Source organism: Candidatus Leptofilum sp. (genome assembly GCF_965223525.1).
Taxonomy (GTDB): Bacteria; Chloroflexota; Anaerolineae; order Promineifilales; family Promineifilaceae; genus Leptofilum.
This window is the reverse complement of sequence record NZ_CBDCWX010000005.1, coordinates 253,904-280,401: the sequence shown is the minus strand read 5'-3', so window position 1 is coordinate 280,401 and position 26,498 is coordinate 253,904. Positions and strand designations below refer to the sequence as shown.

The following is a 26,498-nucleotide window of genomic DNA, read 5'->3' as shown; positions in this document are numbered from 1 at the left end:
TGCGGGGGGTTGCTTAATCAATCTGGATGCCTAACCGTTCCAACAAGGCTCGGCATAATTCAGCAGGTATTTGACGGGTGGCTTCTCTGGTGTGTGCGAATCTGACCCTGCGCTGATGAGCATATTATGCTGCTGGGCGTATTCTTTGTATAAGGTAGTTTGGGCAGGTGTGTGCAGCGGATAGTAGGCTTCCAGACCATCAATGGGTGCTATCTGGCAGAATTCATCTAGCGATTGGGCATCGAAGGTCATGAAGCCATCTGTGCGACCAGGATGAGCCAGCAGGCAAACGCCGCCACTCTTATGGGTCGCTTCCACGACATCTGCTGGATCGTTTGTTATCAATTTGTAACCTGCATCTCTTAAAAGTTTTCCGATTGAGGCTCTATCTTGGCCGTAACCATGTTCTTTGAGCAGGCTGGCTAATGCGTTTGTTTGCTGAACGCTTGGTTTAGCCAAGATGGTTGGCAAGGTATCCGAGGAAAAAGTAAATCCTTGCTGCTCCAAATTTGCGACCATTTCTTTGATATTTTCTTGTTGACGGCGCATCAGGTCTTGGGCCAGGTCGTTCAAGGGGCTGTGGTGGAGATTGAAGCCAAAGCAGAGCAGATCGATCAGCTTGCCTTGCCAACTGGTGGACATTTCTACGGCGACGAGGACGGGCAGCTGTTTTTCTAGCGCGCGTTGTTGGATGGGTACGGCCGTATCCACACAATCATGATCCGTAATCGCCACCAGACCAAACTGTTCACGCATTAGATAGTCGAACAATACCTCCACAGTCCAGCTACCATCGCTGTAGATTGTATGCAGTTGCAGATCGATTGCCGCGTCGGGGGCAAGTGTGAGGCCCGTTGTGGACAAGTTCATAGGGATTTCATGCTAGATGGGTGCATTTATGCACCCCATCATAATCGGTTGCTTATTTCGACCAGATTGCCGTCCGGGTCTTGCAAGTAAATTGATAGCAGTTTTCCCGTCGCTCCCTCGCGTTGACCTGGCCCGGCAACGATGGCGATTCCTAAGTCTCGAAGTTTTTTAGCCACATTTTGCACAGGCTCCTCTGTCAACACGCAAAAGTTGCCGCTGCCAGGAATTGTATCGCGCGCTATGTCAGGCGCACTCCTGGCATCTTGTAAACTGATTTTGTTCGCGCCGAAATGCAGCGACCATTTTCCTGGTCGTTCCTCTACCGGCTTCATGCCAAGAATATCTTCATAAAATGTGATCGTTCGATCAACGTTAGCTACACACAGGACAATGTGATCAAGCCCGATAAGCTTCATTGGTTCCCTCAAATTTGTGTCGGCACTGTCTACAAACGTTAGCTGGTAGGCTCATCTGTTGTGGTGTCAACGGCCGTATCTTCACCATCATCCCCCGCTTCACCAACAATTGGCATAACTGTGCGGGCTTTGCTGGTGCCGGTGGGGGGGCCGATGATGCCCATTTCTTCCATTGCGTCTATGAGGCGGGCGGCGCGGGTGTAGCCAATGCGGAAGCGACGCTGAAGCAATGAGGTGGATGCTTTATTCAATTTACGCACCATGGCAATCGCTTCGGGCATCAATTCGTCGTCAATTTCCACCTTTGGCTGTTCATTTTCCATCTCTTGCAGGGCTTCCCACAGGGGTTGCTGCTTGGTTTCTTCTTTAGCAGGAGCCGGAGGTGTGGGACGCTTGGTTTTTGGCTTGGACTTTGGTTTGGAAGCGGCCGTTTTCCGATTCACAATGGTTGGCGCATCATCATCTACCGGAGTGGCTTCTGACTTGCCCATGTTCACAACCGGGGCTTCAATGGTTTGTGGCGCGGGGGGCATTGCCTTAGCTTCTGGTTCGGCCTGCGGTGGCAGGGTAGCTTGCGGCGGCAGTGCAGCCACTGGCTGTGAGGGAATCTCGACGGGTTTTTGCTGCACGCTGTCGGCGGCGGACACCAAATTGAAACGACGGGCGGCTTGCCAGTAGCCAATCAGCTTGTTGAGTTCCCCATCGCTGACAAAGCAGCCCTGGGAACGCACTGGAGCCGCCGCATCCGGGCTTTGGTAGAGCATGTCGCCCTGGCCGAGTAGTCGTTCTGCACCCGTGGCGTCCAAAATGACGCGGCTGTCGGTGCTTGAGGCCACAGCGAAGGCGACGCGGGCTGGGAAGTTGGCCTTGATAAGACCCGTGACGACGTCTACAGACGGCCGTTGCGTAGCAATCACCATGTGCATCCCAGTAGCGCGCGCCAGCTGAGCCAGCCGGGTCACACCCCGCTCCGTTTCTTCCGGCGAGAGCATCATCAAATCTGCCAGTTCATCCACAATAATGACAATGTATGGTAGCGGATCGATTTTTTTGTTTCGCTTTGTCTTTTTGTTGTAATCTACGATGTTGCGCGCGCCGACGTCGGCAAACATTTTGTACCGACTGTCCATTTCGCGCATGGCCCATTGCAGCACGCCAATCACCTTGTCCATTTCTACAACAACGGGCGCGGCCAGGTGGGGGATGCCATTGTACCCGGTTAGCTCCACCCGCTTGGGGTCTACCATCACCAATTTGAGCTGATCAGGCGTGTTTAGCAGCAGCAGGCTGGCAATAATAGAATTGACGCAGACAGATTTACCAGAACCCGTTGCCCCGGCAATGAGCAAGTGAGGCATTGAAGCCAAATCAGCCACGATGGGCTGCCCGGCTACGTCTTGCCCCAGCCCAATGCGGAGGGGGGATTTGAGCTTGCCAAAGGCGGTGGTTTCCATCACGTCGCGTAATGAAACCAATGCTTTGGCCGGATTGGGTACTTCGATGCCCACATACCCCTTGCCCGGCACGGGTGCCTGAATGCGGATGGATTGAGCGTGCAATGCCAGCGTCAAATCGTCGGCCAGGCCTGCGATTTTGCCCACCTTTACTTTGGTGCGCTTGCCGTTCCGCATGGTGATGAAGCTGGGTTCTACGCCAAATTGGGTAATCGTCGGCCCCTGGTTAATTTCTACCACGGTGGCGGGTGCGCCGAAGCTTTCCAGCGTGTGCTCGATGATTTCGACCTGTTCGCGGATCATCGCGCCGCTGGGGTCTTGGTCTGTGCCGGGTTCCAGGATGTCGTCAATGGCGGGGAGCTTCCAGTTGTGTTGTTGGGAACGGCCGTTGCTATTGCCCAAGAAGACTGGTGTGATCACTGTGGGGGTATCGGCTACTTCTGGTTTCTGTTTGCCACGTCCTTTGCGTGCGGGTTTCTTTTTCGGTTCCGCTTTGGGCTTTGGCGGTTCAGCGGTAGTTTCTGCCGTTGGTGGTTCTGGAATAAGGCGAGGCTGCACGCTTTCTGTCACGGGAGTGCGTGGCTGGCGGCGCGGGTTGATGGGAATGTCTCGATTGGTGCGGCTGGCGGGGGTGGGCAGGGACGGCCGTTTGCTAAACAACGCTTGCAAAAAGCGACCCATATCTTCCCGCGTAACGCCAGAGACTAAAATGGTACCCAACACGGCCACCACGGTGAGTGTGAAGATTGCGCCTAGATTGCCAACGGCCGTTAGTAAGACCGAGGCAAGCAGCCCCCCCACATAGCCGCCACCTTGCTCAGCACGGGCAATGGTCCACGGATCAAAATAATCATTTTCCAGCATGAGCAAAGTCAGCGAGGCAAACCCCAAAAAAGCAAAATAGAGCAAGCCCCCGCCGGTTAAACGATAAGCTGGCAGTGCTGGTGGCTGTTCCATGCCCCACATTACTAAATAGAGGCCAATGCCCCCGGTGATGATCGGCAGTAGTAGACTACCCCAGCCAAACGTGCGCCCCATCAAGCCTGCAAGCGCCGTTGTGAGCTGCCCCTGGTTTGGCGAAAGTAAGCTCAGTACCAAAATCACGGTAATAAAGATAATGAGGATGCCCACCATGAGGGCTTTTTGAGCAACGCTAAAGCTAACGGGTTTGCGCGTTTTCTTACGACTGCTGGTTTTGCGACGGGTGGTGCTTTTTTTGCGCGGGGTGCGCTTGCCCGTCCCGCCCCGCGTAGTGCGAGATTTGGCTTGTGTCTTGCGTTTTGTGGGTTTTCTAGACGCAGTTGTTTTCTTCTTAGCCATAGCTCAGATGTTCCTATCGGTAGGAAAGCATTATAGCATGGATACTGGCTCACGTCAGCCGAGGGGAAGCGAAACACGAATTTTACGAATAAACGAATGGGACGAAAATTCTTAATTTGCAATGCGTATAGATTGGATTCTTTTGGTGCCAAAGTTGATGAGAATGCCTAACTTTAAGCCAGACGCTTTGAGATAGGAGCGGACTTGCTGTTTGAAAATTGGCTGTAGATCGGCAACTGCTTTCAACTCCAATATGATTTTCCCTTCAACAAGTATGTCCAAACGATGGGTTCCGACAATTTGCTCTCGATAATGAATCTGAATTGGATGCTGCCTGCCAACCTGAAAACCTCTATCCAGAAGTTCGTAGACGAGTGCTTCCTCGTACACACGCTCTAAAAATCCAGGGCCAAGTTCATTGTGAACCGCAAACACAGCCTGCATAATTTTGTATGACAACTCTGGATAAATGATCCCCTTTTTCATACTTCTTTCCCTTATTCGTAAAATTCGTCCATTCGTGATGAGTTTTTTGAAAATCTGGCACAAGACCCATTTTACAGGGAAGCGAAATGATTTAACAAACATTCGTGCCACTTTTTGCCGCACCTGTGCCTCTGCTGTATGATTTTTGTCTTTCACTTTGTGCCTATCCCACTGGCACATTCGGAGGTCCCACATGTCCCGCACTGCTTTGGTCGCCATAGGCGGCAACTCTTTGATTACCGATAAAAGCAATCCCGATCTTCCGCATCAATGGGATGCTGTGCGTGAAACGTGTCGTCATTTGGCCGATATGGTGGAGGATGGCTGGCGTTTGGTGGTGACGCATGGCAACGGGCCACAAGTTGGCTACATTTTGCGCCGCAATGAGCTAGCTGCCCATGAAGTTCACACCACGCCGCTGGATATTATTGTGGCGGATACGCAAGGCTCTATTGGCTACATGCTGCAGCAAGCGTTGAGCAATGAGTTGTTCAGCCGCAATCGGCGCGTGCCGGTGGTTTCTGTGGTGACACAGGTTTTGGTGAAGGAAGATGATCCGGCATTTCAATCACCAAGCAAGCCAATTGGTGGCTTTATGACAGAAGCGCAGGCACGGTTGTTTGAGAAGCAGGGTTGGCGCGTGGTGGAAGATGCTGGACGTGGCTGGCGGCGGGTGGTGGCTTCGCCTAAACCGATTCGCATTGTGGAAGAGGAGGCGATTCAGCAGCTAGTGGCGGCTGGTGGCGTGGTGATTGCCGTTGGCGGTGGTGGCATCCCAGTGGTGCAAAACCCCAAAGGGGAATTGCGTGAAATTCAGGGGGTAATGGCGGTCATTGATAAGGATTGGGCCAGTGGTTTGCTAGCGGCGCAGCTGCAGGTAGATTTGCTGCTGATTTCGACGGGCGTGCCGCAGGTGGCCATCAATTTTAATACGCCACAGCAGGAAAATTTGGGTGAGATTACGGCCGTTCAACTGCAACAATATCTCGATGAAGGCCATTTTGCCCCCGGGAGTATGCGGCCTAAAATTGAGGCGGTGCTGGACTTCCTGGGCAAGGGTGGCAAGCAGGCACTCATCACCAATCCAGACAACATCGGCAGAGCAATGCGGCACGAAACCGGCACCTGGATAACAGGCTAGTTTGGTGGTTAGTGGCTACTTTTTGACGACTAGCCACTAACCTACCAGCCACTATTTCTCATGGGTTGTTTTCGAATTGATCTGACCAGTCCGTTGGAGCTGCTTTTTTACGGCTTGTCGCTGCTGTATGCGTTCCGTGCTGTACAGCTTGCCCAGCGTATTCGGCTGGAGTGGTCTGGCTTTAAGCAGCCGCCGCTGACGCAGCAAAAAATGGCTTGGGTAGAGCAAGGTGCGTTTTTGCTAGCGATTCCGCCTTCTGTATTTGTGCATGAACTGTTTCATGCAATCCCTATTTGGCTGTTTGGAGGGCGGGTTGTCAATTGTGGCTACGGTTTTTATTGGGGGTATGTACAGCCAGATCGCTTTTTCCCTGTTGCTCAGGAATGGATTATTAGTTTGGGCGGTACGCTGGGTTCTTTGTTGTTTGCGGCCATTTTGTTTGGGCTGCTTTACCGGAACCAAAGCCAATCCCTGCGCTACTTTGGCTTCCGTTCTCTGCGTACCCTGCTATTTTACTCACTCATTTACTACCCTCTTTTCACTGCCTTCACCTTCATTGGTGATTGGCGCACAATTTATGATTTTGGGACGACGCCGCTGCTGAGTGGGGGAACGGCCGTTGTTCACATTGCCATTCTTCTACTATTTTGGCGAGCTGACCGACGAGGCTGGTTTGAGATGGTGGGCCATAAAGATCGCAGCGGAGCGGCCACGTTTGAGCAATTGGCAGCGGATTGGCGGCTCAATCCGCAAAATCTGGAAGTTGCACTGAAATATGTGGATGCGTTGCGTGTTGGCGGTGCGCCGCAGCAGGCCAAGCGTGTGCTTACCCAAATTCTTGCCCAAAATCCAAACATGGCCGAGGGATATTTGCAGTTGGCAATTCTTCAAACGTCTGGCAAGCGCAATGTGCCAAAAACGGCCGTCAATAATTTGGAAAAAGCGTTACATCTTGGCCTGGATGCTCCCCGTCACCGGGCGATCGCCCATCAATTGTTGAGCCAATATTATGGGGACACCGGGAAGGCGCAGATTGCGTTGCAGCATTTAGATGATGCTATCGCCGCCGCCTCTACAGTCAGTGATGAATTCCGCAACCCACTTCACAAAGCACAACTTTATCATTTGCGGAGTCTGGCACATCAGCGGCAACAGCAGCATGAACGGGCACGCCAGGATGCCGAACAGGCGCTTGCTCTGGCTCAAACGGCCGGGGACGAAAAGGTGGTGGCTGCATATCAGCGGGAATTAGAGGTGTTGCATAGTAGAAACGGCCGTGCGTGAGCAATAATTACGTATTCGGGTGAACGGCCGTTGGCAGAACCTTATCCTACCAAAACATGATCATTATCACCCCATACCGATGCAATGACACACTAACAAACAGGGGTAATCTTTAGTTACTCTTTACACTCGACCAAACTTTGTACACCTGATAGGATTGTGACATCCTAACTGTTTCAAGGTAGTGCAAGGAGGTGATCCCAAGCCCATAAACACAACAGAATATTTTATCAACGAGTGATCGGTTGAATTTTTATAGAAATTTAGCCAACGACTTAACTGAAAACTGTTATTGAGGAGAGAGTAAATGATGAAAAACAAAACCCTTTGGCTGTTTTTTGTAGCAATGATGGCTTTGGCTCTTGTTTTGGCTGCCTGTGGTGGAGAGGATGCAGCCGATACGAGCAGTGACGATGCAGATACGGCCGTTACTGATGACACTTCAGCAGATGAAGACGGCGAAGAGGCGATGGATGAGGAACCATTTGTATTTGGCCTTATCATGGTTGGCCCTAGAGAAGATCGAGGTTGGAACCAGGCGCATTGGGAAGCAGCCCAATATATTTTGGAAAACGTGCCCAACTCTGAATTGGTTTGGTTTGATAAGCTAAACCCTGCCGACAATCCCGATCTGACCGTGGAGCAGGTGACAGATGATCTGGTTGAACAAGGTGCCCAACTCATCATCACCAATTCTGCTGAAATGGCAGACGGCACCAACAACGCTGCGCTGTCTCACCCAGATGTGTACTTTATTCACGCCTCCGGTGATGATGCCCTCACAGGCGATGCTCCCGATAATGTGAGCAACATCATGGGGCAGATGGAGTTTGGCAAGATGATTGCTGGCTGCGCCGCTGCTTTGTCCAGTGATAGCGGCAACATTGCCTATCTTGGGCCGCTGATCGACGCTGAAACCCGACGCCTGGTCAACAGCACCTATTTGGGCGCACGGTACTGCTGGGAAAACTACAAAGATGGCAACCCGGACGACATCGTCTTCAACGTGACCTGGATTGGCTTCTGGTTCAACATCCCCGGCGTTACCCTTGATCCCACCCAGGTTGCCAACGACTTTGTAGACAACGGAGCTGAGGTAATTATTTCTGGTATTGACACAACCGAAGGTTTGGTAGTGGCCGGGCAACGTGCGGACGCAGGCGACAATGTAACAGCAATCCCCTACGACTATGAAGATGCCTGCGCCGAGGCAGAAGAAATCTGCCTGGGTGTGCCGTTCTTTAATTGGGGACCTTCTTATCTGGCCAAGGTGCAAAGCATCCAAGCTGGCAACTGGGAACAAACCTGGGAATGGGTTGGCCCAGACTGGTCTGACCTAAACAATAAAGATACGAGCGCGATTGGTTGGGTTAACGGCCCCGCTTTGGGCGATAATCAGGCAAATCTGGATGCGTTCGTTGCCGGTTTGGCAGATGGCAGCATTAACCTGTTTACCGGGCCGCTGAACTATCAGGATGGCTCTGCGTATGTAGCGGACGGCGAAACCGCCACTGATGAGCAAATCTGGTACACTGAACAACTACTTGAAGGTATCATTGGCGCATCTGAATAACTAAAACCCGATAATTGAAACCTTATGTGGCTGGTATTGGCCAAGTGGGAGCCAATACCAGTCACTCCCCCGCGTGAATTCTTGTGAAAATTGAACTCAAACAGATTCATAAACGATTTGGTCCGGTTCACGCCAACAATGACGTGACCCTAACGGTGGAAGGCGGCACGATTCACGGGCTGCTGGGGGAAAACGGTGCGGGCAAAAGTACGCTCATGAAGGTGCTATCTGGCTTTATTAGTGCCGATAGTGGTGAGATTGTATTGAACGGCCGTTCCGTTAGCTTCAACTCCCCCGCAGATGCCATCCAAAATGGCGTTGGGATGCTGCATCAGGATCCGCTCGATTTCCCCCCCATGCGCTTGTTGGATAACTTCATTGCAGGGAAGGATGGTGGTTTACCCCAGGGTCGCGCCGCCGCCGAAGCTGATTTCCGCAAGCTGTGCCAACAATTTGACTTTGACCTTGATCCCAATGCCTTTGTTTTCGACATCACCGTTGGCGAACGGCAGCAACTAGAAATTGTGCGCCTGCTGTGGTTGGGCGTGCAGGGGCTTATTCTGGATGAACCGACAACGGGCATCTCTGCCCCGCAAAAGGTAAAACTTTTTGCTACGCTGAAACAGCTAGCTGCCCAGGGTAAAAGCATCATCTTTGTCTCGCACAAGCTGGAAGATGTACAGGAGCTTTGCGCTGAGGCAACCGTTTTGCGTCAGGGGGCGGTGTCTGGACGTATGCCTGCGCCTTTTGATACAGATGGCCTCATTGAAATGATGTTTGGTCAGGTGTTTGAAGTGGGCGAACGGCCGTCTGTGCCGCTAGGGTCGCCGTTGTTGCGGCTCTCTGAGCTTACCATTAGTGATGAGCGGCTTGATATGGCAAATGTTAATTTTGATGTTGCCGCCGGAGAGGTTATTGGCATTGCCGGGCTGGAAGGGTCCGGGCAGCGACTGTTGATGCAGGCTTGTGCGGGCTTGTTGCCTACCACACACGGCCGTATTGCCATTGACGGCCAACAGCTAACCAATGCTGGCTACACGCGCTTTACCGACGCGGGCGTCGCTTTTATGCCTGCTAACCGCATGGTCGAGGGTCTGGTGCCTGGTTTAACAATTGCCGAGCATATGATTTTGGCCCAGAGGCAGGTGCAAAAGAAAGCGGGGCAACCTACCAAGGCAACCATAGATTTTGAAGTTGCCCAGCAGAAAGCGCAAGCCAACATCGCGGAATTTAACATCAAGGGTCGTCCAGACAGTACTGTTGAATCGCTTTCGGGCGGTAATCAGCAGCGCACGCTCCTGGCACTATTGCCGCCGAAGCTGCGGCTGCTCATCATGGAGCATCCTACGCGCGGGCTGGATGTGGAATCTGCCCTGTACATTTGGGGGAAGCTGTTGGCTCGCCGCGAGGAAGGCACGGCAATTATCTATTCTTCGGCCGATTTGGATGAGATTTTGCAATATAGTGACCGCATTGTCATCTGTTTTGGCGGGCAGGTAACGGCCGTTGTACCAACTGCCACCACTTCTGTTACTGACCTTGGCTACCTTATTGCCGGGCGAACCGTTAACGAGCAACCGACATGAATGAACAAACCCAATCCCCCGCTCAGCGCATTTTATTTGCTTTAACTCCGGTACTGATTGCCCTGTTTTTTACGGCCGTTATCATCATCGCCGTAGGCCAATCACCAATTGACGTATTCAACACCTTTATTTCTGGCGCGTTTGGTAGCAGTAGCAAAATCGCCGACACCTTTGTGATTTGGGTCTCGCTAGCTATCGTTTCCGCCGGGCTGCTCGTAACCTTCCGTGCCGGGCAGTGGAACATTGGCGTGGAAGGGCAGGTGGTGATGGGTGCCATTGGTGCGGTGGGTATGTCTCGGCTGCTGCTGGATACGCCGGGCATTATCGCCATCCCACTGATGCTCATCGGCGGCACTATTTTGGGTGCAATTTGGGGCGTTCTGGTAGGGCTGCTCAAAATATATGGGGGCGTCAACGAAATTTTTGGCGGATTGGCAACCAACTTTGTGGCTAGTGGTCTTACAATTTATTTGGTGGCTGGCCCGTGGAAACCGGAAGGGAGCAGTTCGGTCAGCACGAGCGAGCTGCTACCCCGCACGCTGTGGTTGCCCACGCTTGAAGGTTTGCGGATTAGCGTCTATTCCATCATTCTGGCGATATTAGTGGTCGTCGCAATCTATTTTGCCTTGCGAGGCACCGTTTGGGGGCTGCAGCTTAAAGCGGTTGGCCGCAATGTGCGCGGCGCAGCGATGTTGGGTGTGCCGACCAACCGCATTTTGATGAGTGCCTACATTGTTTGTGGCTTGTGTGCTGGGCTGGTGGGCGGCTTGCTTGTTACCGGGGTGCGGCATCAGCTTGTCACCAACATCTCTTCCGGCTACGGGTTTCTAGGCATTTTAATTGTCCTACTTACCGGTTTTCGTGGGGCGTTGATTGCCCCGATTGCCTTCTTTTTTGCTGTGCTGGGGATTGGTTCTGTGCCGCTCCAGCTACGGTTGGGCTTGGATTCAGCTTTAGGGGGGGTGTTGCAAGGAGTCATTGTGCTATCGTTTGAGTTGGTACAGGGGTGGCGGCAGCGGGCGCAAGAGAGGCGTGGTCTGGAAACGGCCGTTGCTACGGAGGGAGGTGACTAATGTTAGAAGCACTGTTAGCTATCTTATCTGTGACCACCATTAGCTCTGTCCTTTCCGCCTCGGCTCCCCTCATCTTTGCCAGCTTGGGTGAAACGCTAAACGAACGCGCCGGGGTTATTAACCTCTCTGTTGAAGGCTCAATGATGCTGGGCGCAATGGTCGGTTTTGCCGCCGCCCAAAGTAGCGACAGCGTCATTGTCGGTTTTCTGGCTTCTATGGTTGTTGGCGCACTGATGGCTGCTATTGTTGCTTTTGGCAGCATTACGCTCAAGCGAGATCAGGTTGCTATTGGTTTTGTTCTTACGCTCATGGGTATTGAATTAAGTTCTTTTCTTGGCGCACCGTTTGTACGTCAGCCTGGGCCACGCGTCGGCCCGTTGCCCATCCCCGGTTTGGTTGATATTCCCGTTATCGGCCCACTTTTGTTTGACCACGACATCATTACCTACCTCAGCTTTTTGCTGATTATTGGCATGTGGCTCTGGTTTTACAAGACACAGCCTGGCCTTAAGCTGCGCGGTACAGGCGAACGACCAGAAGCTGCCTTTGCCCGCGGTGTGAATGTAATCAGGTTGCGTTATATGTATACCCTGATGGGCGGCGCGCTCATTGGTTTTTCGGGCGCGGCATTCTCGCTGCATGTTAAATTGGGTTGGGCGCATCGCCATACAGAAGGCTTTGGCTGGATTGCCCTGGCAATTGTGATTTTTGGCGGCTGGCATCCGCTGCGGGTGGCGTTTGGCGCATACTTGTTTGGCTTGCTCCGTGCGGCGGCAACCACGCTGCAGCCCGTCTTTCCGGCAGTGCCGGTACAGGTTTTTCCTTTGCTCCCGTTCCCGCTGATGATCTTGACGCTCATCATTTTTAACAGCAGTGCGTTAGATCGTGTGTTGAGCTATCTGCCGTTGAATTTGCGGCGGGGATTGGCTGGCTTTTTACGTAGTCATCCTCCGGCTGGATTAGGTAGGTACTTTGAGCAGGAATAAGGTTTGTAGACAATTCGGTTTAGGCCAATTCCGAAAAATACTGAGGGTGAAATAATATTATTTTTCGGAATTGGCTTGAGGCATTTTCAGGTTGAATTCCTATTTGTTTTTCTGAAAATGCCTTACCGTTCGTGCATTGAGTTGCTGTATAATCTGCCGCTATGAAAAACCTCACTCCTTTTGACCCTGTTCCTTTACGAGCTCACTTTCCTGCACTCCAATTAGAAGTTGGGGGTGAAACGGCCATTTACCTCGACGGCCCAGGTGGCACCCAGGTTCCCCAAAGCGTTATTGATGCCATGAGTAGCTATTGGCAGCACGGCGGCAGTAATTCTGGTGGGCCCTTCCTCACCAGCCGCTACACCGATGACATTACCAATGCCGCCCGGGCAGCGATGATGGATTTCTACAACGCCCGCCGCCCGGAAGAAATTGTCTTTGGCCAAAACATGACCAGCCTCAACTTTAGCCTTAGCCGCGCCTTGGCCCGCACCTGGCAACCCGGCGATGAGATCATCGTGACACGCTTAGACCATGATGCAAACATCTCCCCCTGGCTGCTTGCTGCCCAGGACAGTGGTGCTGTTGTGCGCTGGCTTGATTTTGATCCCACCGACTGCACCCTGCGCCTGGATTTGTTGCCCGATTTGCTCAATGAGAAGACGCGGCTGCTGACCATAACATATGCTGCCAACGCTGTGGGCAGTATTACCAATGTGCGGCGAGCTGTTGAATTGGCTCACGCTGCTGGTGCCATTGTGCTTGTAGATTCCGTTCATTTTGCACCACATGGCCTTATTGACGTGCAGGCTTTGGATTGTGACTTTTTAATCTCTTCAGCTTACAAATATTTTGGCCCTCATACGGGCATTTTGTATGGCAAATATGAACTGCTGGATGAGCTAATGGCTTACAAAGTGCGCCCTGCTCCTGCCAAGCCTGCTGGCAAATGGGAAACTGGCACACAGAGCTTTGAAAGTTTGGCCGGGGTAACGGCCGCTGTAGATTACATAGCCTCAATTGGTGGCAAAGCAAGTACGCGGCGCGAACAATTGGTGCAGGCAATGCGGCAAATCAAAGCGCATGAGATGGCATTGAGCCAACGCTTTTTGTCGGGGGCTGTGCAAGTGCCTGGCCTGCGCGTGTATGGCATAACTGACGTAGAGCAGCTGGCAGAGCGTACGCCCACCTTTGCAGTTAGTGTAGAGGGCTTATCTGCCGAAGCTGTGGCTACCAAGCTGGGTGAGCAGGGCATATTTGTGTGGCACGGGCATTATTATGCAGTAGCCGTAATGGAGCGTTTGGGCTTGCTAGATGAAGGGGGATTGGTGCGTATTGGCTTTGTTCATTACAATACGTTTGAGGAAGTAGACCGGGTGCTCCACGCGATAACTCAGCTCAAGTAAACAATTCATGGCAAAAAAGTGAAAATTAACAGCTGTAATGGGCAATTATGTTTGTAATTACCTATGTTCGTGTTCGCTACCAGGCCGATTGGCAATAAACCAAATCAACATCATCACAACAAATCCGCCAAAAAAGCCGACACCAACACCCAACCCGGTGATTAACATGCGTACCACTTCCCCGGAGGTGAGCAACGAAAAGCCGATTGCCAGCATACCCACACCGCCTAACCCACCAGAAACAAGCAACATGCAGCCGGGCAGCCGTTCTGTATCTTCTGATAGGTTGCCACGCTTCCGCACAATAAGGTATTCCACAACGGCACCGACGATGGAACTAACGAGGCCAATCGCCAGGCCTATTAAAAATGCTTGAAAATTCATGATTTTAGTAACCCTCCACAGTTTTGGTTTCTGTTCTGCTTCTTGGTTGCGCTTATGCTGGCTTTGGTTTGGTAGTTGGCAGTAGTTGGCGTTGGCGCAAAGCTTTTTGCAGTAATGGTTCTATTTGTCGCTGAATGTGTTGATTAGCATACCCAACCCACCCAACATTTGTGCTTACGTTTAGCGGCTGGTTGAGCGGCCGTCCGGCGGGATCGGTAATAATGACACCTAATTCTTCGGCAATGAGGGCGGTGCAGATGTCGTATGGGTGGCAGCAGATGCCCAGGGCTTGGTTTTGTTGGGCAAGCATGGGTTCGAGGTACGGCCGTAAATCTGCCACAAATCTGTCTCGCCCGGCCATTAGCTCATAAAGTTGGCCCCCCGTGCAAATATATTGGTCTTCAAAGCAATGGGCTTTGCCGGACTGAACTGGCCCTAAGGCCCCTAGCACAATTTCTTCATCAATTGCCGCTAATTCAGCCCGTGCCCCTGGGAAGAAGCGGGCGATCATGGCAAAGCCGTGGGCGATGCTGGTGGCGCGTGATGGCCGTACCCGTATTGGGACTTCTTGCCCGGTGAGCCGATTGAACCGCACGGCCTTTGCGCCCTGGCCGCGCACTGCCCAGACAGAATCTGCCAAATGTTGTTTTACCAGCGGAATCTCTGTTTGCACAGCCAGCTCAATATCTTGCAAGTTTGTCTGGGGCCCACGGTTGGGGGCAACGGCCGTTAAAATCCAGCCGCTTCGTTTTTGGTACATTAACCCCCGCGTGCCGTCAATGGGGTCTACAATGATGCGCCAGACGGCCGTTTCTTCTGGTGTGCCTTCTGGCAAAACCACTTGCCCCTGGGGTATCCCCTCGGCAATCAGCACAATGGGTATTTGGCTGGCCACTTCTCGCCGGAAGAAATCAATCAGCACCGCCTCGCTCACCCGATCCACTGCATAGATGGTATCCCCTTCTGCTTCCTGCGCCACAGCCGACAAATTTTCCAGGGAGGTTTGTTCACAGGCGGCGACAACGGCCGTTTGAATGCGAGCATGCAACTTTCGGATTGGTTCAAGCAAAAGGTGGGTAGGTGACATGTAAATCACAAAAAGTATTTCGATAAAAATGAGCCGGGATATTGTGATTTACACATCAGGGCAAATTCGCGTTATCCAGTTGGTGTAAAGCAGTTTCAAGCTGCTGCTTGCGCGATTCAGCTTCATCAAAAAGCAAAGCATTGTTCACGGCAATGGCGATGGCGGCAGCAATGGCGCGGGCGCGTTCCAAATCAGCCTCATCAAACGCACCATCCAGCTTGTTCAATAGCTGCATGGCTCCAATAACTTTGCCCCGAAAAATAAGCGGCACACAGAGCAAGGTGTCTGTGTCAAAACCGGTTTTTTCATCCGCTTGGTGGTAATGGTGCTCATTGTTGGACACGTCGTTGGTGTAAATGGGCTGGCCCGTACTAACCACCTGGCCCACAATGCCCTGATCAATGTTTAACTCAATTTTGCTCAACTCTTCAACGGCCGTTCCCACATTTGTTAGCACGCGCAACGTTTGGGTAGATTCATCCAATAGCCACAAAGAAGAAGCCTCGATGTCCCAACTATCATGAACCTGCTGGATTGTCAACCGAATCACTTCTTGAAGGTCAAGGGATGAGGTAATGGTTTGGGTGATGTGAATGAGCGTATTTAGCTCATCTAGCCGAACTGTCAATGCTTGGTCGGCAGCCTGAAAAACACGCGCATTCTCTAAAGCGATGGCTGCAAAATCAGCCAGGAAGGAAAGGAGAAATTCATCTTGCTTGCTAAAGGCGCGGTAAGCGGAGCGATTGCTGACGCCCAACACGCCTAGCGGAATGCCCCGCAGTTGCAGCGGCACATAGATCACTGCGTGGGCAAAGTAGCCACTTTTTACCTTCATTCCCTGCCCACTCATTGAAGATTGGCGAATGGGTCGGCCTGTTTGCATAACTTCCCCGGCAGGTGAGTCGGCCATTGGCAGAATGGGTGCTTCTGCATGGGGGCGGTGAGAGGTTTGCCGATCATACGGCCGTAAATGTTTCCCCTCGTCATCAGGTAGCCAAATGGTGCTTTCTTCTGCATTCGTCAGATAAATTGCCGCTTCCAAAACCCGCTGTAGCACTTCGTCTACGCTCAGCAACGTTGTAATTGCCTTGCCAATGTTAGAGAGCGTTTGCATCTCGTTGCTCTGGCGACTCATCTCCACCTTTAGCAAACGAATCTGCTCTGCCAGCTTTGCTTTGTCATGGAGCAGGCGCGTTTCCACCAGGGCGCGATCTATCGTCCCCACAATTTCATCAACCGTAAACGGTTTGATCAAATAATCTTTAGCACCTAGCCTAAAGGCTTCAATGGCACTTAGTTCTGAGCCGTAACCCGTCATTAACACAACGGGTGTACGCAAAGACTCTTGCGCCATTTGCTGAAGCACGTCTAACCCAGTCATTTGGGGCAGGTTAAAATCTAACATTACCAGGTCGGGTTCTTTCTCTCGAATAATTTCCAGACCCGTTTTGCCATCGTAGGCGTGCATGGTATGGTACCCAAAGCTTGGCAGAACCGTTTCGGTTAGATGTTTCACGATTTCTTGACTGTCGTCAATTATGAGAATGAACTCACCGCTCATAGAAATGTCTTCTTGATTCTGTTTAGAGATACGGCCGTTTCCCTCCACCCCGATAGGTCTAGCCAAATAGTTGTCTAATCAGTCAATTAGCTCCCACACTAGGGCAAAAAACTTACGCACGCTATTACGTGCATTTCAGGCAGACCAGAGAAAAATTGGTAGATACGGTATAGCGGCACCAGCACAACAAATGACCCACTTTGTGCTCACCTTTACACATTGAGGCGATTATAACATACCCTAAGGCGCACTCACCAAATTAAAGATTTGCAACCCTGTAAAGGCGCAAAAAGGGGCAATTTTAACTTTACGTAAAGCAAATAACGTGCTATAGTTAGCCTGAAATTGGTTATGTTAATGTAAAGTATGGTTATTGACAGACAAGTTGCCAACAACCACCCCTCTCGTTTGAGTAGAGACAAATGAGAACATCGTCATGTTAGTGGAGGTATGAGATGGTTTCCCAGCGGCGTTTACTAAGTTTGATAACATTGTTCATTTTGCTTACCTTAATTACTGTGGCTTGCGAACGGCCGCTTGGCGGCACAGACGATCCCGGCGATGGCGATTCGGCTGGTGAAGTAACGGACGTCAACCAGGGTGGCGGTACCGATGGCAATACTGCAACAACAGATGATAGCGCTGGCTCCACCGAAGACGCGACCACAGAAGATGCCACTACGGAAGACCCCGCCACAGAAGAAGGTAACAGCGAAGACAGTACAGACAGCCCAAGCGAAGATACGGCTGAAGATCCTGCTGCAGAGGACAATGGTGGTGCGGGTGATGATGCTGCCAATGAAGAAGAGACGGGTGACGCTGCAGAAGATGATGCAGCAGAAGATTCCGCAGATGAAGAAAACACAGAGCAAGAAGGCAATAACGACGAAGAAGCGTCAGACACTGGCGACGGCAATGAAGCTGATGATGCCCAAGACGATTCAGACGAAACAACTCCAGCTACGCACACAGTGGCTGCTGGTGAAAATTTGTATCGTATCGGCCTAAAATATGGCATTTCCTGGGTGGCTATTGCAAATGAAAACAACCTGGCAAATCCCAATGTGTTGACGGTGGGTCAGGTACTTAAGCTGCCCGGTGCATCCCAGCCAGACCCAGGGCCGACACCAACACCTTCACCCCAAACCGAAACAACCTACATCGTACAGCCTGGCGACAACCTGTTCCGCATAGGTCTTAAGTTTGGCATTAGCTGGGTACAAATTGCAGAAGCCAACGGGCTGGTAAATCCTAACTTGATCAAGGTTGGGGATGAGCTAAAAATTCCTGTGGATGCACCTGGCCCCGCGCCAGCATTCTCCCATGTGGTGAAACAAGGCGAAACGCTGTTCCTCATTTCGCTGCAATATGGCGTAGCTTGGCCAGCCATTGCTGAAGCCAATGATTTAACCTCACCTTACATCATTTATGTAGGACAAACCCTGGAGATTCCCGGCAGTCAGTAGTTCAGAGGTTGGAAATTGAGGATTCACCCCCCTGAAAAGCAAAAAGCGCACTCGAGACAGAGTGCGCTTTTTCATTTTCTTGCCTGGATGTGACAGTCACTTTCAAAGTGACTGTCACATTATCGCATACTTTTTATCTATCAGCCTTAGGCTAAGGTATGATCGCTTGAAGCGTTTCAACCGAAAGTGCCGTGTCCGTTGCGATGACTTGTACGAGGGCACCATCCTCCTCGCTTCGCAAGACAGCAATTTCTGATCCGTCTGGCCCTTGCATTATTTGGTACGGCTCCATACGGCTCGTCATTTGTTGAGCGTTTTCGGCCGTAATCTCTACAGGAGCAGCTTCCTCCGCCGAGGATGCTAGTTCAGGTTGTGCAGGTGCGGTTCCCCACCAATAAGTGATGGTATCTCCTGCTTCATTACGCCAACGAACGGTGACAATCTTGCCAAAAAGGATGTCGGCATTCGGTTCAAGGGTGTAGCCATCGGGCAAATTGGTAGGCAGTTCAAAGTCGGGGAAAGCAGCCGCAACTTCGTCCAATAACATTAGTTGGGGTTCCCTTTCACCATGGCTAACACCAACGGCCGTACTTCCATCTTCACTAACCACAAAAACCGTATTGTCATCTTGGTAAATGATAGCCTCGCTGTTTCCTTCGGCGCGCAGGCCGCCCGTTTCCGGATCAACGGTGACTTCCACACCATTGAATGAGAGTAAAGATTGAACGGCCGCTCGCGCCGTGGGTGAAATCGCCAGGGTGAGAAAGCTGACAATGAGGATTGCCAACGGTAGCAAAAACGCTGGGCGCAACATATTTCTTGAGAAAAATCTATCTGTAAACATAGTAAATCTCCTACGGGTTGGGTTTTCAATTGATTGATAGAGCGACCTGACAAAGTGTGGGTTTGGCCGAACCCGATGCTTTTTCAAAAAATCGTCATTCATCTTTATCCTCCATTTTCCGCCGCAGCTTGTGAATGGTGCAGTGTAAAATTGAGCCAACGTTTGATTCACTTAGCCGTAGCTGCCTGGCAATTTGGCGATTGTTCAAGGCTGCACCGTATTTGAGGGTGATAACATCGCGCTCACGGGCAGGTAGTTGGCTAATGGCGTGAACAAGCTGGGCGAACTCTATTTTTTTGGCGACTACGTCGTTTAGATTTGTGCTAGTTGCTAGAGTGACAATTTCATCTAAAGCAACTGTGTCGGGTCTTTTCCGATAATGATCATTCGCAACGTTGCGAGCAATCGCATACAACCAGTGGACAAACGAGTCGGCATCTCCACGAAACTGTTGGCGTTTAACCCACGCTTTCTCGAAGGTAACGGCCGTTAAATCTTCAGCCGTTGCCTCATCGCCAACACGATAGCGAAAAAAGTTAAAGATGCGCCCGATGTGATCAGCATACAGGGCGTTCCAGTCAATGGAGACGGCCGTTTGTTGTTTGCCAAAAGGAAGAACGATGCTCATATCTGTTAAGACGCAGTTTGGAGAAAAGTATCACAATTCAAGGGGAGATTTAGGACACTGATAAACACAGATGAACACTGATATGGGCAAAAATCCGTGAAAATCAGTGCTCATCAGTGTCCAAATCATTTAATTTCGTCAAACCGTCCGGTGTTAATCCGCGCCCCTGAAAACCTAGCTTTGGCTGAAATGGGTCTGGCTGGCCTCGCCCTCTTGGGCAGCCCACTGCATGGTGTACAGGTTGTAGTAACGTCCTTTTCGGGCTAGCAGTTCTTCATGGGTGCCGCGTTCTACGATACGGCCGTTATCCAAAACCACAATCTGATCCGCCCCGACAATCGTACTCAGTCGGTGGGCAATCACAAAGCTGGTGCGTCCTTCCATAAGCGTATCCAACGCCTGCTGAATCACTTTTTCTGTGGTTGTGTCCACGCTGCTGGTGGCTTCATCCAAAATAAGAATGTGCGGATCGGCCAACAGGGCACGAGCAAAGGAGATGATTTGCCGCTGCCCCACACTCAGGTTCACACCATTTTCGCCCACTTCCGTTTGATACCCTTCTGGCATGTTGCGAATAAAGGCATCGGCACCAACGGCCGTTGCTGCGGCAATTACTTCTTCATCGGTGGCATTGAGACGGCCGTAGCGAATATTCTCCTCAATCGTGCCCGTAAACAAGAACGTATCTTGCAACACAATCCCTAGCTGGCTGCGTAAGCTGGCCTGCGTCACCTGACGCACCTCATGCCCGTCAATCGTCAGCGAACCACCCGTGATGTCAAAGAAGCGGGCAACGAGCCGAATGATGGTGCTCTTGCCCGCGCCCGTCTCGCCCACCAAGGCAATCCGCTGCCCCGGCTCCGCTTGCAGCGTGATGCCGTTGAGTACTGGCACGCCATCCTGATAGCTAAAGGTTACATCCCGAAACGCTACACGCCCCTGCACAGGGGGGAGTTCGGTTGCGTTTTGTGCATCCAACAAGTCTGGCTGGGTATCCAGCAAGTTAAACACGCGCTCACTGGCGGCCATGGTTGCCTGGAAGGTGTTGTACCGTTGCGCCAGCTCCCGAATGGGGTTAAAGAAGCGGTCAATGTACAACACAAAAGCAACCAGCGTCCCGGTGGTGAGGGCATCGCCCAGCACCAACCAACCGCCTACGCCTACTACCAAAGCCGTCGCCAAAGAGCCCATAAAATCCACGCCAGGAAAGAAGGTGGCCGTGAGACGGCTGGCAGCTACGTTGGCATTGAAGTAGGAGTAGTTGAGATCGTCAAAATATTGGCTGTTTTTCGCCTCGCGGATGAAGCTTTTGGTCACACGAATGCCAGAAATGGATTCGTTGAGATAGCCGTTGATGAGCGCCAGCCGCTGCCGCGTGGCTCTGTATGCGCCGCGCACGCGCACCCGCCAATAGTTGGTGAGAATAATCATCAACGGCAGCACGGCAAAGGTAACCAGCGCCAGCCGCCAGTTCAGCACCAGCATGGCAATGATAATGCCCGTCAGCGTAAAAAATGAGCGAAAGAGGCCGGTAATGGACCAGGTGATGAAATCTTGCAGGACGCCTACATCGCTGATAAGGCGGCTCATTAGACGGCCCACGCTGTAATTGTTGTGAAAGTTGAGCGACAGCGTATGCAGGTGGCGGAACAGCTCGCTGCGGTAGTCGGCCACCACTTTGGTGCCGACGTAAGCCATGATGGCAATGCGAAACCGATTGGTGATCCATTCGCCAACGGCCGCGGCAATAAACATGCCAGTCCACAGTCGCAACGTGTCAAATTCACCAGCGCGAATGCCATCATCAATGGCGCGGCCTACGATGGTGGGCTGGGCGACAGCCAGCAGCGAACTGCTAATCATGAGCACGATGGCAACCACCATGCGGGACAAATACGGCCGCATATAGCCCATCAATCGCCGCACCAAACGGCCGTCGTACGCTTTGCCTAGCAGTTCATCATCATCTTCTTTTAGCAGGGCGCGAATGCGCTCTTCACGGTCTTGCCGCTCACGCTCCTCAATACCCATTTTGGGATCGAACTCTTTTTCTGGGGAACGGCCGTTGCTACTCCCGTTTTGCTGTTGTTTTTGTTGATTACTCATTATGCGCCCCCTCCCATTTCTGCTTCCAATGCCACAAACGCTTCCTGATCTTTTAGCTGCAAATCATAAATTTCACGGTACAAGCCCCCTTCAGCCAACAGCGCATCATGGGTGCCTCGCTGGACGATACGGCCGTTGTCCAACACCAAAATCATATCTGCATTTTTAAGCGTTAGCAGCCGCTGGGCAATCACAAACGTTGTGCGCCCCTCCATCAACACCGCCAACGCTTCCTGGATCAGATGCTCCGTTTCGGTGTCTACGCTGCTGGTAGAATCATCCAAAATGAGAATGCGCGGGTCGGTGAGCAAGGCCCGTGCAATGGCCACGCGCTGCTTTTGCCCACCACTGAGCGTGACGCCCCGTTCGCCCACGCGGGTGTCGTAGCCATCTGGCATATCGGTTACAAAGCCGTGGACGCGGGCTGCTTTGGCGGCAGCAATAATTTCATCTAAGGTGGCATCGGGACGGCCGTATGCAATATTTTCTGCTACCGTCTGGCTAAACAAAAACGGGTCTTGTAGCACAATGCCAATCTGCTGCCGCAGCGACTGTACCTGCACATCACGAACGTCCACACCATCCACCAAAATTTGCCCGGCCGTTGAATCGTAAAAGCGAGGAATTAGATTCGTAACTGTTGATTTCCCAGAGCCAGTTGGCCCAATGAGCGCAATGGTTTGCCCCGGCTCGGCATGGAACGAAATGTCTGCCAGAATTGGCCGATCCGCACGATAGGCAAAATCAACATTGTTGAATGTGATCGCCCCTTCTGCACGGTCAAGTGCGATGGCATCGTCCCGCTCCTGAATTTCGCTGGGCGTATCAATGATGTCGAATACGCGCTTGGCGCTGGCTCCGGCCGTCGCCGCCAAATTTACTAGGAAGCCCAATCGCTGCACTGGCGCACTTAACATAAGAATATAAGAGATTAGGGCAAACAAAGTTCCAACCGTAATCTCACCGTCCAAAGCGCGTGGGCCACCAAACCAAAGCAGCAAAAAGATGGAAGCTGCGACCAAAAAGGTGAACAGCGGCCAATTATCGGCCCAGGTTTTAATCAGCCCGTAGCGGCGATCAAACCATTCGTCATTTTCATGGTCGAATTTAGCCAATTCATGCGGCTCACGGGCAAAGGCCTTGACCACCTTGATGCCCGTCATGCTCTCTTGCATGGTGGAAGAGAGCACGCCCATTTGCTCCTGAATTAGCTTGAACATAGGCCGCACGGTTTTGCCAAAGCGAATGGTTGCGTAAATGAGCAGCGGAATGGGAATTAGCCCCAGCAGCGAAAGCTGTACAGATTCCCACAGCATGACGGCAATCACCCCAACCAAAAGTAACATGGTAGAAATCAGCCCCATCAGCCCAATGCCCACAAATCGCTCGGTTTCGGTGATGTCGCTGGTGGCGCGGCTCATTAAATCACCTGTTAGGGTACGATCATGGAAGCTAAATGGCAGGGCTTGAACGCTGTTGTAAAAATGGTTGCGTAAATCATAAGAAACGCGATGTGTGAGCCATTCACCCAAAAATAGCTGGCCAAACCCAGCTAAACCGCGCACCACCGCAATGCCCAAAATGATGCCGCCGGCCACAAACAGCGCCCGTGGTTCGCCCGCTGCCAGCCCGTTATCAATGGCATCTTTGATGATTTGGGGCACAAATAGATTCAGCAGAGTGGCAAACAGCATCGAGGCATAGGCGAGGAATAGCTGAGTGCGGTATGGCTTTAGGTAACCCAGCAGTCGTCGGTAGACGGCATCTTGTTTCATAACTGATCCTCCAGAGATGTGGTAAAAACCAAAAAGAAATTTGAATTTGTGCGGTCTCGCATTTGGTTTTTGCCTAAGTAAATCACAATATCGTGGCTCATTTTTCATCAAAATGCGTTTTGTGATTTACACATACACGGGGAAACAGCCGTTCCCCCACACGTTAGACAATCGTCTAACAGAACAAATAAGTTTAACCCAAACCTCAACTGACTGTCCACCCTTGGCAGCAATTGCCCCTTTTTTGCCACTGAGCCTTTTCCTCCCGTAATTGTCCCAAAGGTGACAGTCACTTCAAAGCGGTTTAGATTTTGTCATCACCTCTGGAATAAGTGACTGTCACCTGAACGCTTACTTCTTCCTAAAGATTAGAGCCAAACCCCACAAATTTGGTGACAAATGCAAAAAAACGCACAATTTTGGCAAATTATTGAGCAATTTTGCTAAAAAACCAAAAATATTGTTGACAACACCAAAATTTTTGTGTATATTGCCCACATCATTCAATTTTTTAGCTACATAGCATCAGAAATACAATTTCTCAAAGAAACCGTATTTCTATAATAAAAGGAACTAATTCATGCGGAAATTGCTAGAGACATGCCCAGCCTGTGCCGGTGAACTGGTTGTGACGCAACAAACCTGCCGCAGCTGTGGCACAATGGTGGTCGGGGAATTTACCCCCAATATTTTCTCCAAACTCTCGCCAGAAAATCTGCACTTTTTGGAACTGTTTGTCAAAAACAAGGGCAACGTGAAGGAGATGGAGCGAGAGATTGGCATGTCTTATTGGACCATTCGCAACCGCCTGAATGAAATAGTTGATGCGCTTGGCTTCGAGAACAAGGATGTTGAGCCAGCCGTTGCCGAAGAAACGCGACGCCAAAGTCGGCAGGAAATTTTGGCTCGTGTAGACAGTGGCGAGATTGATGTAAATGAAGCAGCGAAGCTCCTAAAAGCGCTAAAATCGTGATCCGGTAATCAGTGGTCAGAAACGGTTATCAGTAAAGGTCTTTGACAACCGATTACGAATAATACTAATACACCCAACGCAGCACAAAATTTGAAAATCGGCTACGGCCGTACAGTCCAGGGCGCCTAGCCAGGTTGCATCCTGCCTAATACAAGTTGCCCTGGCAAAATCAGAAGAATAAGGAGAATCCAATGAAAGAAGAACGCACACACATTTTAGATATGTTGAAAAATGGCAAAATCTCTGTAGATGAGGCGGATTTATTGCTGGAAGCGTTGGGGGACACGGCCGTATCGTCCGCCAACAGCACCCCCTCTGTTCCACCCGTCCCTCCGACGCCGCCCATACCACCGAAATCTATAAATCCGCCCAGGGCTAACCCCAAACTAACCGCCGAGCAAATCCTCCAGCTTAACCGCGAGGGTGCCGACCCAGATTTCATTCGCGCCGTGCGCCAACTGCACGATGCCCCACTGTCTGGCGACCAGATTGTACACATGGCGCTTGAAGGCGTAGAGCCAGAGTTTATTACAGCGGTGAGCAAACTTGAAGATTTGTCTCTCAACGGTGATCAAATTGTACAGATGGGCATTGAAGGGGTACATCCTGAGTTTTTAACGGCCGTTCGTAATTTGCATATGCCTACCCTCACTGGCGACCACATCGTCTTAATGGGCATCGAAGGTGTAACAAAGGAATTCATTCAACAAATCAAAGAGGCCGACTTTCTACAAGAGCTAGATGCCGATGCCTTCGTCCAAATGGCCATTGAGGACGTAGACGGAGAACTGCTAAAAGAGACAATTCAATTGCTGTAGTGATAGTGGCTAGTTGTGGTGGTTGGTACAAGTAACCAGTTACTGGCCACTACCCACTAGCTAAAGGAGATAAAAATGAGCGAAGAACGCAAAATGATCTTAACCATGTTGGCCGAAGGTAAAATCTCATCAGATGAAGCCAACACCCTTTTAGAAGCACTGGCCATCAGCGAAAAACCTCCCACCCCGCCCACGCCAGTCAAGCCCCCGAAGTTGGTCACGCCACCCACCTTTACCAATCCAGCCTATTGGGAAGAGCGCGGTTCTCACAACAAACATCAACGAATCAGCAGCCAATTTGTAGAGGCGATGGCACAGGTAGGCCTAAAAGATTTAACCGAGGATGAGCTGTGGGAGTTGCAAATTCATCATGTTCGCCCCAGCTATATCCGCCGTTTGCATGAGGCTGGGCTAACTGACCTGAACGTAGATGAAATTGTTCAACTGGCGATTCATCGCGTTCGGCCAGAGTTGATTGTGGAAGTTCGCAGTTTGGGCTTAACGCATCTCAACACAGACGAAGTAGTGCAGTTGGGCATTCACAATGTCCGGCCGGATTACCTGCGGCAGGTGCAGGCACTTGGCCTCACCGACCTCAACGTGGATGACATTGTGCAATTAAGCATCCATCGTGTGCGTCCGGAGATGATCCAGGAAATTCGTGAATTGGGGCTGGATGATTTGACTGTGGACGATGTGGTGCAGCTTGGCATTCACAAAGTACGGCCGATTCTCGTCCGAGAAATTCGCAGCATGGGCATGACCGATCTGACGATTGACCAGATTGTGCAGCTAGGCATCCACAACATTCGCCCAGAGCTTATTCACCAACTGCAAAACAGTAATTTGGGTCCGTTTGATCTGGACAACGTCATCAACATGGGTATTCATCATGTTACGGCCGATTTCATCAAGCAAATGAGTGCCTTTGGCCTGCCAGATTTAGATGCCGAGCAGCTTGTTAACATGCGAATTCATGGCGTTGACCCCCATTATGCCACCACCATGGTGGCGCTAAACTTGCCAGACCTTTCTGCTGAAACATTGGTAACAATGCGAATTCACGGTGTACGGTCGCAGTTTGCCGAGCGAATGCAGGGAGTTTTGGGTAAAGGGCTCACAGCCGATGACCTAATCTCCATGAAAATTCATGGTGTCTCACCCAGATTTGCCGAGCGCATGCAGGCCAAGATGGGCGATTCCCTCACGGCTGATGAGTTGGTGGAGATGATGATTCGGGGTGTACCGGAGGAAGCTTGAT

General features: G+C 51.3%; 22 protein-coding genes. 11 read left to right on the top strand and 11 right to left on the bottom strand.

Going from position 1 to position 26,498, the window contains the following annotated elements; all coding sequences use genetic code 11:
• Positions 1-30 precede the first annotated feature (30 nt).
• From ACOQPM_RS06675 to ACOQPM_RS06660, 4 genes are all read right to left on the bottom strand, one after another.
• Positions 31-870, bottom strand: coding sequence for a PHP domain-containing protein (locus ACOQPM_RS06675; protein ID WP_420628466.1), 840 nt, complete (start codon positions 868-870; stop codon positions 31-33).
• A gap of 38 nt (positions 871-908) precedes the next feature.
• Positions 909-1,286, bottom strand: a complete 378-nt coding sequence (locus ACOQPM_RS06670; RefSeq protein WP_420628465.1) for a VOC family protein — start codon at positions 1,284-1,286, stop codon at positions 909-911.
• Between the two features lie 38 nt (positions 1,287-1,324).
• A complete protein-coding gene (locus tag ACOQPM_RS06665) occupies positions 1,325-4,060 on the bottom strand; it encodes a DNA translocase FtsK 4TM domain-containing protein (protein ID WP_420628464.1) in 2,736 nt (911 codons plus the stop codon).
• A 111-nt stretch (positions 4,061-4,171) separates the two neighbouring features.
• Positions 4,172-4,702 (bottom strand): GxxExxY protein, encoded by a 531-nt coding sequence (locus tag ACOQPM_RS06660; RefSeq protein WP_420628463.1) that lies wholly within the window; start codon positions 4,700-4,702, stop codon positions 4,172-4,174.
• Between the two features lie 37 nt (positions 4,703-4,739).
• Between ACOQPM_RS06660 and ACOQPM_RS06655 the strand changes: the two genes are divergently transcribed.
• The 7 genes from ACOQPM_RS06655 to ACOQPM_RS06625 all read left to right on the top strand — a co-directional run bounded on the left by ACOQPM_RS06655 (position 4,740) and on the right by ACOQPM_RS06625 (position 13,595).
• Positions 4,740-5,687, top strand: coding sequence for a carbamate kinase (locus tag ACOQPM_RS06655; protein WP_420628462.1), 948 nt, complete (start codon positions 4,740-4,742; stop codon positions 5,685-5,687).
• A gap of 60 nt (positions 5,688-5,747) precedes the next feature.
• Entirely contained in the window at positions 5,748-6,971 is a 1,224-nt protein-coding gene (locus ACOQPM_RS06650) for a hypothetical protein (RefSeq protein ID WP_420628461.1), read from the top strand.
• 307 nt (positions 6,972-7,278) lie between these two features.
• Positions 7,279-8,544: a BMP family lipoprotein gene (locus tag ACOQPM_RS06645; protein ID WP_420628460.1), complete on the top strand. Its 1,266-nt coding sequence runs from the start codon at positions 7,279-7,281 to the stop codon at positions 8,542-8,544.
• An 83-nt stretch (positions 8,545-8,627) separates the two neighbouring features.
• Positions 8,628-10,130, top strand: coding sequence for an ABC transporter ATP-binding protein (locus tag ACOQPM_RS06640; RefSeq protein ID WP_420628459.1), 1,503 nt, complete (start codon positions 8,628-8,630; stop codon positions 10,128-10,130).
• On the top strand, positions 10,127-11,203 hold the full coding sequence (locus tag ACOQPM_RS06635; RefSeq protein WP_420628458.1) for an ABC transporter permease: 1,077 nt from the start codon (positions 10,127-10,129) through the stop codon (positions 11,201-11,203). The genes ACOQPM_RS06640 and ACOQPM_RS06635 overlap by 4 nt, the downstream gene beginning before the upstream one ends.
• Entirely contained in the window at positions 11,203-12,189 is a 987-nt protein-coding gene (locus tag ACOQPM_RS06630; RefSeq protein WP_420628457.1) for an ABC transporter permease, read from the top strand. The genes ACOQPM_RS06635 and ACOQPM_RS06630 overlap by 1 nt, the downstream gene beginning before the upstream one ends.
• A gap of 161 nt (positions 12,190-12,350) precedes the next feature.
• Positions 12,351-13,595: a cysteine desulfurase-like protein gene (locus ACOQPM_RS06625; RefSeq protein WP_420628456.1), complete on the top strand. Its 1,245-nt coding sequence runs from the start codon at positions 12,351-12,353 to the stop codon at positions 13,593-13,595.
• Between the two features lie 57 nt (positions 13,596-13,652).
• On the opposite strand, the gene ACOQPM_RS06620 is transcribed toward ACOQPM_RS06625, so the two are convergent.
• Genes ACOQPM_RS06620 through ACOQPM_RS06610 form a run of 3 tightly spaced genes read right to left on the bottom strand, consistent with a single transcriptional unit; the run spans position 13,653 to position 16,693 of the window.
• Entirely contained in the window at positions 13,653-13,979 is a 327-nt protein-coding gene (locus ACOQPM_RS06620) for a hypothetical protein (protein ID WP_420628455.1), read from the bottom strand.
• 52 nt (positions 13,980-14,031) lie between these two features.
• Entirely contained in the window at positions 14,032-15,066 is a 1,035-nt protein-coding gene (locus ACOQPM_RS06615; RefSeq protein ID WP_420628454.1) for an inositol monophosphatase, read from the bottom strand.
• 55 nt (positions 15,067-15,121) lie between these two features.
• A complete protein-coding gene (locus ACOQPM_RS06610) occupies positions 15,122-16,693 on the bottom strand; it encodes a GAF domain-containing protein (RefSeq protein WP_420628453.1) in 1,572 nt (523 codons plus the stop codon).
• A gap of 389 nt (positions 16,694-17,082) precedes the next feature.
• Between ACOQPM_RS06610 and ACOQPM_RS06605 the strand changes: the two genes are divergently transcribed.
• Complete coding sequence (locus ACOQPM_RS06605; protein WP_420628452.1) at positions 17,083-18,093, top strand: LysM peptidoglycan-binding domain-containing protein; 1,011 nt, start codon at positions 17,083-17,085, stop codon at positions 18,091-18,093.
• 151 nt (positions 18,094-18,244) lie between these two features.
• Here ACOQPM_RS06605 and ACOQPM_RS06600 read toward each other — a convergent pair whose 3' ends face one another.
• The 4 genes from ACOQPM_RS06600 to ACOQPM_RS06585 all read right to left on the bottom strand — a co-directional run bounded on the left by ACOQPM_RS06600 (position 18,245) and on the right by ACOQPM_RS06585 (position 23,446).
• Positions 18,245-18,937 (bottom strand): hypothetical protein, encoded by a 693-nt coding sequence (locus tag ACOQPM_RS06600; RefSeq protein ID WP_420628451.1) that lies wholly within the window; start codon positions 18,935-18,937, stop codon positions 18,245-18,247.
• A 94-nt stretch (positions 18,938-19,031) separates the two neighbouring features.
• Positions 19,032-19,565, bottom strand: coding sequence for an RNA polymerase sigma factor (locus ACOQPM_RS06595; protein ID WP_420628450.1), 534 nt, complete (start codon positions 19,563-19,565; stop codon positions 19,032-19,034).
• Positions 19,566-19,739: 174 nt separating this feature from the next.
• Positions 19,740-21,671 (bottom strand): ABC transporter ATP-binding protein, encoded by a 1,932-nt coding sequence (locus ACOQPM_RS06590; protein ID WP_420628449.1) that lies wholly within the window; start codon positions 21,669-21,671, stop codon positions 19,740-19,742.
• Positions 21,671-23,446 (bottom strand): ABC transporter ATP-binding protein, encoded by a 1,776-nt coding sequence (locus ACOQPM_RS06585; protein WP_420628448.1) that lies wholly within the window; start codon positions 23,444-23,446, stop codon positions 21,671-21,673. The genes ACOQPM_RS06590 and ACOQPM_RS06585 overlap by 1 nt, the downstream gene beginning before the upstream one ends.
• A gap of 580 nt (positions 23,447-24,026) precedes the next feature.
• On the opposite strand from ACOQPM_RS06585, the gene ACOQPM_RS06580 reads away from it, so the two are divergent.
• The 3 genes from ACOQPM_RS06580 to ACOQPM_RS06570 all read left to right on the top strand — a co-directional run bounded on the left by ACOQPM_RS06580 (position 24,027) and on the right by ACOQPM_RS06570 (position 26,497).
• Entirely contained in the window at positions 24,027-24,419 is a 393-nt protein-coding gene (locus tag ACOQPM_RS06580) for a DUF2089 domain-containing protein (RefSeq protein WP_420628447.1), read from the top strand.
• 191 nt (positions 24,420-24,610) lie between these two features.
• Positions 24,611-25,237 carry an SHOCT-like domain-containing protein gene (locus ACOQPM_RS06575; protein WP_420628446.1) on the top strand — a complete coding sequence of 209 codons (627 nt, stop codon included), beginning with the start codon at positions 24,611-24,613 and terminating at the stop codon, positions 25,235-25,237.
• Between the two features lie 75 nt (positions 25,238-25,312).
• Entirely contained in the window at positions 25,313-26,497 is a 1,185-nt protein-coding gene (locus ACOQPM_RS06570) for an SHOCT-like domain-containing protein (RefSeq protein WP_420628445.1), read from the top strand.
• Position 26,498: the final 1 nt, after the last annotated feature.